12 protein-coding genes are annotated in these 12,348 nt (G+C 68.2%); 5 read left to right on the top strand and 7 right to left on the bottom strand.

Going from position 1 to position 12,348, the window contains the following annotated elements; all coding sequences use genetic code 11:
* Positions 1 to 41: 41 nt before the first annotated feature.
* Entirely contained in the window at positions 42 to 662 is a 621-nt protein-coding gene (locus OHA03_RS22310; RefSeq protein WP_030933584.1) for a heme-copper oxidase subunit III, read from the bottom strand.
* A 187-nt stretch (positions 663 to 849) separates the two neighbouring features.
* Between OHA03_RS22310 and OHA03_RS22305 the strand changes: the two genes are divergently transcribed.
* A complete protein-coding gene (locus tag OHA03_RS22305; protein ID WP_267005562.1) occupies positions 850 to 1,251 on the top strand; it encodes a hypothetical protein in 402 nt (133 codons plus the stop codon).
* A gap of 84 nt (positions 1,252 to 1,335) precedes the next feature.
* Here the strand turns inward: OHA03_RS22305 and OHA03_RS22300 are convergent, their stop codons facing one another.
* From OHA03_RS22300 to coxB, 4 genes are all read right to left on the bottom strand, one after another.
* Complete coding sequence (locus tag OHA03_RS22300; RefSeq protein ID WP_267005561.1) at positions 1,336 to 2,586, bottom strand: Ig-like domain-containing protein; 1,251 nt, start codon at positions 2,584 to 2,586, stop codon at positions 1,336 to 1,338.
* Between the two features lie 110 nt (positions 2,587 to 2,696).
* Complete coding sequence (locus tag OHA03_RS22295; RefSeq protein WP_030973012.1) at positions 2,697 to 3,095, bottom strand: cytochrome c oxidase subunit 4; 399 nt, start codon at positions 3,093 to 3,095, stop codon at positions 2,697 to 2,699.
* Positions 3,092 to 4,828: a cytochrome c oxidase subunit I gene (gene ctaD, locus OHA03_RS22290; protein ID WP_267005560.1), complete on the bottom strand. Its 1,737-nt coding sequence runs from the start codon at positions 4,826 to 4,828 to the stop codon at positions 3,092 to 3,094. Before ctaD ends, OHA03_RS22295 begins: the two co-directional genes overlap by 4 nt.
* Positions 4,825 to 5,787 carry a cytochrome c oxidase subunit II gene (coxB, locus tag OHA03_RS22285; protein WP_267005559.1) on the bottom strand — a complete coding sequence of 321 codons (963 nt, stop codon included), beginning with the start codon at positions 5,785 to 5,787 and terminating at the stop codon, positions 4,825 to 4,827. Before coxB ends, ctaD begins: the two co-directional genes overlap by 4 nt.
* Positions 5,788 to 6,056: 269 nt before the next feature.
* Between coxB and OHA03_RS22280 the strand changes: the two genes are divergently transcribed.
* Complete coding sequence (locus OHA03_RS22280) at positions 6,057 to 7,439, top strand: cysteine desulfurase/sulfurtransferase TusA family protein (RefSeq protein WP_267005558.1); 1,383 nt, start codon at positions 6,057 to 6,059, stop codon at positions 7,437 to 7,439.
* Here the strand turns inward: OHA03_RS22280 and OHA03_RS22275 are convergent, their stop codons facing one another.
* Positions 7,440 to 8,414, bottom strand: a complete 975-nt coding sequence (locus OHA03_RS22275; RefSeq protein ID WP_030933597.1) for a carbohydrate kinase family protein — start codon at positions 8,412 to 8,414, stop codon at positions 7,440 to 7,442.
* 160 nt (positions 8,415 to 8,574) lie between these two features.
* On the opposite strand from OHA03_RS22275, the gene OHA03_RS22270 reads away from it, so the two are divergent.
* Positions 8,575 to 8,772, top strand: a complete 198-nt coding sequence (locus tag OHA03_RS22270) for a hypothetical protein (protein ID WP_267005557.1) — start codon at positions 8,575 to 8,577, stop codon at positions 8,770 to 8,772.
* A gap of 153 nt (positions 8,773 to 8,925) precedes the next feature.
* Positions 8,926 to 10,392, top strand: coding sequence for a hypothetical protein (locus OHA03_RS22265; RefSeq protein WP_267005556.1), 1,467 nt, complete (start codon positions 8,926 to 8,928; stop codon positions 10,390 to 10,392).
* A gap of 82 nt (positions 10,393 to 10,474) precedes the next feature.
* Here the strand turns inward: OHA03_RS22265 and OHA03_RS22260 are convergent, their stop codons facing one another.
* On the bottom strand, positions 10,475 to 10,831 hold the full coding sequence (locus OHA03_RS22260; RefSeq protein ID WP_030933606.1) for an iron-sulfur cluster assembly accessory protein: 357 nt from the start codon (positions 10,829 to 10,831) through the stop codon (positions 10,475 to 10,477).
* A gap of 297 nt (positions 10,832 to 11,128) precedes the next feature.
* Between OHA03_RS22260 and nadA the strand changes: the two genes are divergently transcribed.
* Complete coding sequence (gene nadA, locus OHA03_RS22255; protein ID WP_267005555.1) at positions 11,129 to 12,316, top strand: quinolinate synthase NadA; 1,188 nt, start codon at positions 11,129 to 11,131, stop codon at positions 12,314 to 12,316.
* Positions 12,317 to 12,348 lie beyond the last annotated feature (32 nt).

Raw genomic sequence — 12,348 nt, 5'->3', positions numbered from 1 at the left:
CTTCTGCGTCGATGCTGGATGTGGTTCGGGTTCGAGCCCGATTACTTGATCATGTAGATCGTGGCGAAGAGGCCGATCCACACGACATCGACGAAGTGCCAGTAATAGGACACGACGATGGCAGCGGTCGCCTGTTCATGGGTGAACCTCTTGGCCGCGTATGTCCTGCCCAGTACGAGCAGGAAGGCGATGAGACCGCCTGTCACATGCAGACCGTGGAAGCCGGTGGTCAGGTAGAACACCGAGCCGTACGGGTCGGAGGACAGCGAGAGGCCGTCCTTCTTCACCAGCTCGGTGTACTCGAAGACCTGGCCTCCGATGAAGATCGCACCCATCACGAACGTGATCACGAACCACGCACGGAGCTTCTTCACATCGCCCCGCTCCGCGGCGAAGACGCCGAGCTGGCAGGTGAGGGAGGAGAGCACCAGGATCGTGGTGTTCGTCGCCGAGAACGGGAAGTTCAGGGCCGAAGCCATTTCCTTCCAGTGGTCGGGTCCCATCACCGATCGGAGGGTGAAGTACATCGCGAAGAGGGCCGCGAAGAACATCAGCTCGGAACTCAACCAGATGATGGTTCCGACGCTGGTGAGGTTCGGTCGATTGACCGACGGGTGCGCGTGCCCGGTTTCTACTGTCGTTGCTGTCGCCACGACCGACATTATGTCGGTCGCTTATCCCGCCCTCACTCCGGGGGGTGCCGTTCGGTGTGTCAGCAGGGTGTGTCCTGCCCGAACGGCCCATCGAATCGGTGTCATTACCGGTGCTGACAGGCTGTCGATCGGAGTACGATCCGCGCATCGGTTCATGCCCCGAGAGCCCCGAAGACACAGATGTCACGGAGGAACAATGCAGCCGACCGCCACGGTCCTGGTCTACAGCGACGACGCCAACACCCGTGAGCAGGTGAGGCTGGCCGCCGGTCGCAGGCCTGCAGCGGACGTGCCACCGGTGGAGTTCGTGGAGTGCGCCACGCTGCCCGCCGTCCTGACCGCGCTGGACAACGGCGGCATCGACGTGTGCGTGCTGGACGGCGAGACGGCCCCGGCGGGCGGCATGGGCGTCTGCCGGCAGATCAAGGACGAGATCTTCCACTGCCCGCCGGTGCTGCTGCTGATGGGGCGCCCGCAGGACGCCTGGCTGGCCACGTGGAGCCGCGCGGACGCCGCGGTGACCCTTCCGGTCGAGCCCGTCGAGTTCGCGGACGCCCTGGCCGCCCTGCTGCGCAGCAGGCTCTGCGTACAGTCCTGAGTCCTGCTGCGGCCCGGCCCGCGGTTCCGCCGCGGACCGGGCTGCTTCATGTCCCTTGGAAAGGCGGCGCACTCCCCTGGCCGGTCAGACCTCGGGGCGCAGGCGCGCCGCCTGCACCGTCGACCCGTCCGGGGCGGCTTTGTTCTGCAGGGCGCTGCCCTGCTGCCATTTCGCCCAGGACAGGTTCCAGTCGCCGTAGCCGTTGTCGAACGGCGTCATCGTGGGGCCCAGGCTGCCGACGACCGAGACGAGGTCGCCCTCGCGCACGGTGTTGAAGAACCACTGGGCCTGGGCGTTGCTCATGCCCGTACAGCCGTGGCTGACGTTCGCGTACCCCTGTGAGCCGGTGGACCAGGGGGCGGCGTGCACGTACTCACCACTCCAGGTGACGCGGGTCGCGTAGTAGACCATCAGGTCGTACCCGTCGCTGGAGTTCTCCGAGATGCCGATGGTCTCCCCGCGCATGCGTACGGAGTACTCCTTGCTCAGCACGACCTTGACGCCGTTGCGGGTGTCGAAGCCGGGCCGTCCGGTGGTCACCGGAATGGTGTTGATCACCTCTCCGTTGCGCTTGACCGTCATGGTGTGCGCGGCGGCGTCGGTGATGGCCTCGATACGGTCGCCGGTAGTGATCTTCAATGGCTTCGTGGGGGCTCCGTACAGCCCCTTGGTGACCCTGATGCCGGCCATGTTGCTGCTGGCCTCGATCGTGGCCCGGGCCGGCCAGTACGTCTGCGGGCGGTAATGCAGGATCTTGTCGTCGACCCAGTACCAGGAGCCCGTCACGGAGGGCGTGGAGCGGACCTTCAGCGCGCGCTCCACTGCGGCCCTGGCGGCCTTGCCCTTGACCGGAGCGCTGAGTTCCGCCGTAATGGGCTGTCCGACGCCGTAGGTGCCCGCGTGCGGGCCGAAAGTGACGTTCAGGAGCTTCTTCGCCGGGGCCGTCTCGAAGGAGAGCGTACGGCTGCCCGGGGCACCGTCGTCGTCCTCGACGCTGACCCTGACGGTGTAGCGGGTGCCGGCCGCGAGCGGGACGGTGGAGTGCCAGCGCAGCCCGTCGGCCGAGAGTTCGCCCGCGAGATGGCGCCCGGCGGCGTCCACCGCGGCAACGTCCGTGATCCGGCCGTCGTCACCCGTGGCGGTGACTTCGAGGGGCTTGTCGGGATCGGCCTTCTGGTTGCCCTCCGGGGCGTTGGAGGTGATCTCGTCCGCCGCGTCATACGGCTGTTCGGCGAGCGGATGACCATCTGGCCCGCCACAGGCGGTCGCCCCTGCAACCAGGGTCATGACCAGCAGCGTGCAGCTCACTACGGGGCGAATGCGCGGCGTGTTCATGGTCACCACGCTAAGAAGATTCATCAGTTTCAGCGCGCCGGGTGACTGCAAACGGGGGACCCGCACCTCTCACATGAGAAAGTGCGGGCCCCCCGTCAGGTGGAGCGGTGTCACTGGGTGCGGTTCTCACCGCGGTAGTACTCGAAGACCCAGCCGAACAGGCCGATCAGGATGACCGGGGCCGAGAAGTAGAGCAGCCACCATCCGAAGATGACCCCCATGAAGGCGAGGGCGCCACCGACGGCCAGCGAGAGCGGCTGCCAGCTGTGCGGGGAGAAGAACCCCACCTCGCCGGCCTCGTCCGCGACATCGGCTTCCTTGTTGTCCTGAGCCATCGCGTCGACCCGCTGCGCCGTGAAGGCCAGGTAGAAGCCGATCATGACGCTCAGGCCGAAGGCCAGGACGAGCGCGGTGGTACCGGCCGGCTCCTTCGACCACACGCCATAGGTCACTGCCATGGCGAGGATGAAGACGCTCAGCCAGAGGAACATCTTGCCCTGGATCTTCACTTGCCGGCCTCCTTGCCACCCGCGAGGGCCTTGTCAGCCTCGGAGTGATGCTCCAGCTGCTCGAGCGCCGAGATCTCCGGGTGGTGCAGGTCGAACGCCGGGGATTCGGAACGGATCCGCGGCAGGGTGAGGAAGTTGTGCCGCGGCGGCGGGCAGGAGGTCGCCCACTCCAGCGAACGGCCGTACCCCCACGGGTCGTCGACCTCGACCTTCTTGCCGTACTTGGCGGTCTTCCACACGTTGTAGAAGAACGGCAGCATCGACAGGCCGAGCAGGAACGAGGAGATCGTCGAGATCGTGTTCAGCGCCGTGAAGCCGTCGGCGGCGAGGTAGTCCGCGTAACGACGCGGCATGCCCTCGGCACCGAGCCAGTGCTGCACCAGGAACGTGCCGTGGAAGCCCACGAACAGCGTCCAGAACGTCATCTTGCCGAGCCGCTCGTCCAGCATCTTGCCGGTGAACTTCGGCCACCAGAAGTGGAATCCGGAGAACATCGCGAAGACCACGGTGCCGAAGATGACGTAGTGGAAGTGCGCGACGACGAAGTACGAGTCCGAGACGTGGAAGTCCATCGGGGGCGAGGCCAGGATGACGCCGGTCAGACCACCGAAGGTGAAGGTGATCAGGAAGCCGACGGCCCACAGCATCGGTGTCTCGAAGGACAGTGATCCCTTCCACATCGTGCCGATCCAGTTGAAGAACTTCACACCGGTCGGTACCGCGATGAGGAACGTCATGAACGAGAAGAACGGCAGCAGCACACCACCGGTGACGTACATGTGGTGCGCCCACACGGTCACGGAGAGGCCCGCGATGGCGATCGTCGCGCTGATCAGGCCGATGTAGCCGAACATCGGCTTCCGGCTGAACACCGGAATCACTTCGGAAATGATTCCGAAGAACGGCAACGCGATGATGTACACCTCTGGATGGCCGAAGAACCAGAAGAGGTGTTGCCAGAGCAGTGCGCCGCCGTTGGCCGCGTCGAATACATGCGCCCCGAACTTGCGGTCCGCCTCCAGCGCGAAGAGCGCGGCGGCGAGCACCGGGAAGGCCAGCAGGACCAGCACACCGGTCAGCAGGACGTTCCACACGAAGATCGGCATGCGGAACATCGTCATACCGGGTGCGCGCATGCAGATGATCGTGGTGATGAAGTTGACCGAACCGAGGATCGTGCCGAAGCCGGAGAAGGCCAGACCCATGATCCACATGTCGGCGCCGATACCCGGCGAACGGACCGCGTCCGAGAGCGGGGAGTAGGCGAACCAGCCGAAGTCGGCCGCACCCTGCGGGGTGAGGAAGCCGGCCACCGCGATGATCGAGCCGAAGAGGTACAGCCAGTACGCGAACATGTTCAGCCGCGGGAACGCCACGTCGGGCGCACCGATCTGCAACGGCATGATCCAGTTCGCGAACCCGGCGAACAGCGGCGTCGCGAACATCAGCAGCATGATCGTGCCGTGCATCGTGAACGCCTGGTTGAACTGCTCGTTCGACATGATCTGCGTGCCGGGACGGGCCAGCTCGGCGCGCATGAAGAGCGCCAGCAGGCCGCCGATGCAGAAGAACGCGAACGACGTGACCAGGTACATCGTGCCGATCGTCTTGTGGTCAGTGGTGGTCAGCCACTTGATGACGACGTTTCCCGGCTGCTTGCGCCGGACCGGCAGCTCGTCCTCGTACGAGTCGTCTGCTGCCGCGGCACCCTGAGATTCGTTGAGGATGCTCACAGTTTGTTCGTCTCCGCATTCCTGGCCGGGTTCGTCTGCTCGATACCGGCCGGCACGTAGCCCGTCTGGCCCTTCTTGGCCAGCTCCTTGAGGTGCGCCTGGTAGCGCTCCGGGGAGACGACCTTGACGTTGAAGAGCATCCGGGAGTGGTCGACGCCGCAGAGCTCGGCGCACTTGCCCATGAAGGTGCCCTCCTGGTTGGGAGTCACCTCGAAGGAGTTGGTGTGGCCCGGAATGACGTCCTGCTTCATGAGGAACGGCACCACCCAGAAGGAGTGGATGACGTCACGCGAAGTCAGAATGAAGCGGACCTTCTCGCCCTTCGGCAGCCACAAGGTCGGACCCGGGTTGCCGTTCTGCGGGTTCCGGGTGCCCGGGACGCCGACGTCGTAGACGCCGTCCGCACCCGGGGGGAACTGCTTACGGAACCGGTCGGGGATGGCGTCGAGCTCCTTGGGGATCTCGTTGCCCGTGGCGGTCGAGCCGTCCACGTTCTCGATGTAGTTGAAGCCCCAGCTCCACTGGTAGCCGACCACGTTGATGGTGTGGGCAGGCTTCGCCGAGAGCGAGAGAAGCTTCGTTTCATCGCGCGCGGTGAAGTAGAACAGCACCGAGACGATGATGAGAGGGACCACGGTGTACAGCGCCTCGATGGGCATGTTGTACCGGGTCTGCGGAGGAACCTCCACCTTGGTGCGGCTGCGCCGGTGGAAGATGATGCTCCACAGGATCAGGCCCCAGACCAGCACGCCCGTGGCGAGCGCTGCCGCCCACGAGCCCTGCCAGAGGGAAAGGATCCGTGGTGCCTCTTCCGTTACCGGCGTGGGCATACCAAGGCGGGGAAAGTCCTTGTATGTGCAACCGGTGGCGGTCGCCAGGATCAGGCCCGCAGTCAGCACCTGCGGCAGCTTCCGCCGCATCGGGCGCCGCGACGAGCGGTCGGAGCCGTTGGGACTCACGTAGCGCCTTCCCGAGAGTCTCGCCCGCGCGTTCGGCGCGGCCGTCTCGCTGGTCGGTCGCCGCCCTGACGCGGGCAGGGGTTTGGATGTTTATGCGGACCAAACCCTACTGGACGCTATTTGGGGTCGCGCGGGGAGGGTGCCCAACGCGCCGCCCGACTCCCCGAAGGGGTGGAATCCGGGCCTCCGGCCGCCATCTGACGGGCCCTCTCCTGGCTGCGCGGCCGGCCCGTCCCGACATGGTGGCGGGCGCGGGCTAGCGTGGACGTGTGCCCTACTTCGACGCCGCATCCTCCGCCCCCCTGCACCCGGTCGCCCGCCAGGCGCTGCTTGCCGCCCTGGACGAGGGCTGGGCCGACCCTGCCCGGCTGTACCGGGAGGGGCGACGGGCGCGGCTACTGCTGGACGCGGCCCGGGAGGCCGCTGCGGAGGCCGTGGGGTGCCGCCCCGACGAGCTCACCTTCACCTCCTCGGGGACCCGGGCGGCGCACTCCGCGATCTCCGGAGCGCTCGCCGGGCGTCGGCGTGTCGGCCGTCATCTGGTGGTCTCGGCGGTCGAGCACTCGTCGGTGCTCCATGCGGCTGCCACCCATGAGGCGCAGGGCGGGACGTTCGCCGAGGTGCCGGTGGACCGGGCGGGGGCGGTGAGTGCGGCGGCGTACGGGGAGGCCCTGCGCGAGGACACCGCACTGGCCTGCCTGCAGTCCGCCAACCACGAGGTCGGTACGGAGCAGCCGGTGGCCGAGGTCGCGGAGCTCTGCCGGGCGTCGGGCGTACCCCTGCTGGTGGATGCCGCGCAGTCGCTGGGCTGGGGTCCGGTGCCGGCGGGCTGGTCGCTGCTGACGGCGAGCGCCCACAAGTGGGGCGGGCCTTCGGGGGTGGGGCTGCTCGCCGTGCGCAAGGGGGTCCGGTTCGCCCCTCAAGGACCGTCGGACGAACGGGAGTCGGGGCGGGCCGCCGGGTTCGAGAACATTCCTGCGGTCGTGGCGGCGGCGGCGTCGCTGCGCGCGGTCCGTGCGGAGGCCGCGGCGGAGTCCGTACGGCTGCGGGCGCTGGTCGACTTGATCCGGGCGCGGGTGCCGGAGCTGGTGCCCGACGTGGAGGTGGTCGGTGATCCGGTGCGGCGGCTGCCGCATCTGGTGACCTTCTCCTGTCTCTATGTCGACGGGGAGACCCTGCTCCATGAACTGGACCGGGCGGAGTTCTCCGTATCGTCCGGTTCGTCCTGCACCAGCAGCACGCTGACGCCGAGCCATGTGCTGAGGGCGATGGGGGTGCTGTCGGAGGGGAACGTCCGGGTGTCCCTGCCGGCCGGCACCACGGCGGAGGACGTCGACCGCTTCCTGCGGGTGCTGCCGGGAGCGGTGTCAGAGGTAAGGGAGAGGCTGGGCGCGCCCGTTTCGGTGGCCCCCTCCCCCGCCGCCGCCACGTCCCTGGTCGTCGACTCCCTGGGCAAGAGGTGCCCGATCCCGGTGATCGAACTCGCAAAGGTGATCGGAGAGGTACCGGTGGGCGGGACGGTGACCGTGCTCTCCGACGACGAGGCGGCGCGGCTGGACATCCCGGCGTGGTGCGCGATGCGTGAGCAGGAGTACGTGGGCGAGGAGCCGGCGGACCGCGGCTCGGCCTATGTGGTCCGCCGGCTGTCCTGACTACGCGAGGTGGGCGCGGACCTCGGCGGCGGCGTCGTGGCCGTACGCCTTGGTGAAGCGGTCCATGAAGTGGGTGCGGCGCAGGGTGTACTCCTGCGTGCCGACCGTCTCGATGACCAGCGTGGCGAGCATGCAGCCGACCTGGGCGGCCCGCTCCAGGCCGACGCCCCAGGCGAGGCCGGAGAGGAACCCGGCACGGAACGCGTCACCGACGCCGGTCGGGTCGGCCTTCGTCTCCTCCTCCGGGCAGCCGACCTCGATGGTCTCCTGACCGGCCCGCTCGATCCGGACGCCGCGGGCGCCGAGCGTGGTGACTCGGTGGCCGACCTTGGCGAGGATCTCCTCGTCGGTCCAGCCGGTCTTGGACTCGATGAGTCCCTTCTCGTACTCGTTGGAGAAGAGGTACGTGGCGCCGTCGAGGAGGATCCGGATCTCTTCGCCGTCCATCCGGGCGATCTGCTGCGAGAAGTCGGCGGCGAACGCGATGCCGCGCGAGCGGCACTCCTCGGTGTGGCGGAGCATCGCCTCGGGGTCGTCGGCGCCGATCGAGACGAGGTCGAGACCGCCCACCCGGTCGGCGACGGCCTTCAGCTCGATCAGCCGTGCCTCGCTCATCGCGCCCGTGTAGAAGGAGCCGATCTGATTGTGGTCGGCGTCCGTCGTACAGACGAAACGGGCGGTGTGCAGGACTTCGGAGATCCGGACCGATCCGGTGTCGACACCGTGCCGGTCGAGCCAGGCGCGGTACTCGTCGAAGTCGGAGCCCGCGGCACCGACCAGGATCGGGCCGGTGCCGAGGAGGCCCATGCCGAAGCAGATGTTGGCGGCCACACCGCCCCGGCGTACATCGAGGTTGTCGACCAGGAAGGAGAGCGAGACCGTGTGCAGCTGGTCGGCGACCAGTTGGTCGGCGAAGCGGCCCGGGAAGGTCATGAGGTGATCGGTGGCGATGGAGCCGGTGACTGCGATGCGCACGGGGAGACTGCTCCTGCGGAGGTCGAGGGGAACGGGTGACTGCGCTCCCGGAACGGCGTGACAGTCCACGCTACCCGTTCGTCGCACTCGCCTTGAAGGGGGAAAAACTACCCGATAGTAGGGCTTTTATCCTGAGGCGCGCGGTGCCTACGGTGCGGACATGTCGAAGAACATCGCCCCCCGCGAGTCCGAGATCAGCCTGGCCGAGCTGCGCGGTGACTGCGCACGGATGGCTCCGCACTGGGTGGTACCCGCCACGGCCGCTCCCACCCCTGTGACGCCGTCCCTGATTCACGGCGTGACCGTGCCGGTCGCGTCCGCACGGCTGATCGACTCGATGGCCGAGTACGGCGACTGAGAGCGGCGGCCGCTCGCACCGGACATCCCCCGAATGCCCCATGCGGGAACCGGGTGCTGCTGCGCTCCGTCCCACCGTTGTCCCCGACTCGCGGGACAGGCGATGACCGTGCGACGGTCACGGCGACGGCAACGCAGTCGAAGGAGCGATCCGGTGAGCACCGAGCGACCCGACAACGACGTGATCCGCCCCCGGCAGCGGTCCCGGCTGGCCGTAGCCTCGGTGGCGGCGGTCCTGCTGGCCGGGGGCGGCGGCGCGTACTGGGCCGCCACCGCGGCGGACGACGGGGGCAGCCGGTCGGGCAGCAGTGACGACGCCGCTCCCCTGCTCGCGCTCGACGAGACGCCGGGCGGCCCGGACAGCCCGACGGCGCCCCCCGAGGGCATCGCTGTCGGCGAGCCCGATCCGAGTGGCGGCGGTGTGGTCTATCGCGCGGCCGGCAAGCTGCCCGACGGGCCGGACACGGCCGCTGTCCACCGCGCGAAGGGCACGGTGTCGGCGGCGGAGGTGGCACGGCTGGCGAAGGCGCTGGGCGTGGCGGGTACACCGCAGGCCGAGGGTGCGGCCTGGAAGGTGGGTTCCGACGGGGACGGCTCAGGTCCGCTGCTGCGGGTGAACAAGCAGGCGCCGGGCACCTGGACCTTCGCCAGGTACGGCTCCGGCGGGACGGACAACTGCCAGAGCACGACGGTGTGTTCGAGCAAGGACATGGCGCCTGGCGGCACGGGGTCGCCGGTGAGCGAGAAAGCAGCCAAGGCCGCCGCGGCGCCCGTGCTGAAGGCGGTCGGTCAGGACGACGCGGCTCTCGACGCCCGCCAACTGATGGGCTCGGTACGGGTGGTGAACGCGAACCCGGTGGTCGACGGGCTGCCCACCTACGGCTGGGCGACCGGGATCCAGGTGGGCCCTGACGGTGAAGTGACCGGTGGCAGCGGGCAGTTGAAGGGTCTGGAGAAGGGCGCCGAGTATCCGGTGATCAGCGCGGGCGACGCGTTGAACCAGTTGAACAGGGCGGGCCGGGCGGACACTTCGCGCAGCGGCATCGGAGGGTGCGCCACCCCCGTACCACTGGAGGACGGCACCCTGAAGTCTCCGGGAAACAGTTGCGGGGCGCGGACCGGGACGGAGCGCGGGACGACGACCGTGACGGTCGACAAGGCGGTGTTCGGCCTCGCGATGCGGTACGTGGACGGCGAGCAGACGCTCGTGCCGTCGTGGCTCTTCTCGGTGCACCCGGCCGCGGGCGGGACGGGCAACACGGTCACCCAGGTCGCGGTGGACCCGGACTCGCTGGCGAAGCCCTCGAAGACCCCGACGCCGGAGAGGACTCCGACCCCCGGCTCGGGGGACGACGCACGGTCCCAGCGGCCGCTCATCTCGTACAGCGCCGACGGGCGGACGCTGGAGGTGACGTTCTGGGGCGGGGTGTGCAGTACCTACGCGGCGAGCGCGACCGAGAGTGCGGACGCGGTACGGGTGACGATCACCGAGTCGAACCCCGACCCGGAGAAGGTCTGCGTCATGATCGCCAAGAAGCTGACGCGAACGGTGACGCTGGACGCGCCGCTGGGTGACCGGAAGGTGCTCGACGCGACGGGCGGCATGGTGCCGCGCGGCTAAGTACGACAGAAGGCGGCGCCCCCCGGGAATCCGGAGGGCGCCGCCTTCTGCGGGCACTGCTGCCCGCTACCGCCTTCGCGCCTCAGCTGAAGGAGTCGCCGCAGGCGCAGGAGCCCGTGGCGTTCGGGTTGTCGATCGTGAAGCCCTGCTTCTCGATGGTGTCGACGAAGTCGATGGAGGCGCCGCCCAGGTACGGAGCGCTCATCCGGTCGGTGACGACCTTGACGCCGTCGAAGTCCTTCACGACATCGCCGTCGAGCGAACGCTCGTCGAAGAAGAGCTGGTAGCGCAGGCCCGAGCAACCGCCGGGCTGGACGGCGACGCGCAGCGCCAGGTCGTCACGGCCTTCCTGCTCCAGCAGGCCCTTGACCTTGGCTGCGGCGGCGTCGGACAGGAGGATGCCGTCGCTCACGGTGGTGGTCTCGTCCGATACGGACATCTGCTTCTCTCCCGGGTTGTACGGACTGCTTGCCGACGTTGCAACCGTCGGGACCGCGGATTCATTCCGGGCCGAGCGCTTGCCTGTTCCTTTCATGCTCGCACACCGGCTCGCGAAGAGTCCGCGAGCGGGGGCGGCGAGGCCCCGGGACGGAATGCGTCACATCGACGCGATCGGTGTCGTCAAAGTGACATGAAGCAGATATGATAGATAGCGTCAAATAGACGAAAAGGCTCCCCGGTGCAAGCCCTGACTCCACTGGAGCGGCTGTGCCGCACTGACCGCAGAACAGAAAGGGTGCGTGACGTGACCACCGCCCAACCACTGGATGTCCAGCCGACGCCCCTCGCCCTGCTGCTCCTCGGCCGCGATGCCGACCCCAGGAGCGAGCGCGGCGTGGAGTGTCCTGGCGATCTGCCCTCCCCGTCCGACCCGGACCTGGTGGAGCGCGCCCGCGCGGCCAAGGAGAAGCTCGGGGACAAGGTCTTCGTCCTCGGCCACCACTACCAGCGCGACGAGGTCATCCGGTTCGCGGACGTCACCGGCGACTCGTTCAAGCTCGCCCGCGACGCGGCCGCCCGGCCCGAGGCCGAGTACATCGTCTTCTGCGGCGTGCACTTCATGGCCGAGTCCGCGGACATCCTGACCACCGACGACCAGAAGGTCGTGCTGCCGGACCTGGCCGCGGGCTGCTCGATGGCCGACATGGCCACTGCCGAGCAGGTCGCCGAGTGCTGGGACGTGCTGACCGAGGCCGGGGTCGCCGAGCAGGTCGTACCCGTCTCGTACATGAACTCCTCCGCCGACATCAAGGCCTTCACCGGCCGGCACGGCGGCACGATCTGCACCTCGTCCAATGCGAAGCGGGCCCTGGAGTGGGCCTTCGAGCAGGGCGAGAAGGTGCTCTTCCTTCCCGACCAGCACCTGGGCCGGAACACCGCGGTCCGGGACATGGGGATGACCCTGGAGGACTGCGTCCTCTACAACCCGCACAAGCCGAACGGCGGTCTCACCGCCGAGGAGCTGCGGAACGCGAAGATGATCCTGTGGCGCGGGCACTGCTCGGTGCACGGGCGCTTCTCGGTGGAGTCCGTCAACGACGTGCGCGAGCGCATCCCGGGCGTCAATGTGCTGGTACACCCCGAGTGCAAGCACGAGGTCGTGGCGGCGGCGGACTACGTCGGCTCGACGGAGTACATCATCAAGGCCCTGGAGGCGGCGCCGGCCGGCTCGAAGTGGGCGATCGGCACCGAGCTGAACCTGGTGCGGCGCCTGGCCAACCGGTTCGCGGCGGAGGACAAGGAGGTCGTCTTCCTCGACAAGACGGTCTGCTTCTGCTCGACGATGAACCGGATCGATCTGCCGCACCTGGTGTGGACTCTGGAGTCGCTGGCCGAGGGCAACCTGGTCAACCGGATCGAGGTCGACCCGGAGACGGAGAAGTACGCGAAGCTGGCGCTGGAGCGGATGCTGGCGCTGCCGTAGGCGTTGCGCCTGCGGGCGGGCGTTGTCCCCTA

Origin of the sequence: Streptomyces sp. NBC_00154 (assembly GCF_026342835.1) — a bacterium.
Taxonomy (GTDB): Bacteria; Actinomycetota; Actinomycetes; order Streptomycetales; family Streptomycetaceae; genus Streptomyces.
Note: the sequence above shows the minus strand (reverse complement) of the source record. Positions and strands in the feature narration are given on the sequence as shown.

Bases quoted from the DNA above. Each gene is read 5' to 3' on its own strand.
- OHA03_RS22310 (WP_030933584.1), bottom strand. From the start codon at position 662: ATGTCGGTCGTGGCGACAGCAACGACAGTAGAAACCGGGCACGCGCAC.
- OHA03_RS22305 (WP_267005562.1), top strand. From the start codon at position 850: ATGCAGCCGACCGCCACGGTCCTGGTCTACAGCGACGACGCCAACACC.
- OHA03_RS22300 (WP_267005561.1), bottom strand. From the start codon at position 2,586: ATGAACACGCCGCGCATTCGCCCCGTAGTGAGCTGCACGCTGCTGGTC.
- OHA03_RS22270 (WP_267005557.1), top strand. From the start codon at position 8,575: ATGTCGAAGAACATCGCCCCCCGCGAGTCCGAGATCAGCCTGGCCGAG.
- OHA03_RS22260 (WP_030933606.1), bottom strand. From the start codon at position 10,831: ATGTCCGTATCGGACGAGACCACCACCGTGAGCGACGGCATCCTCCTG.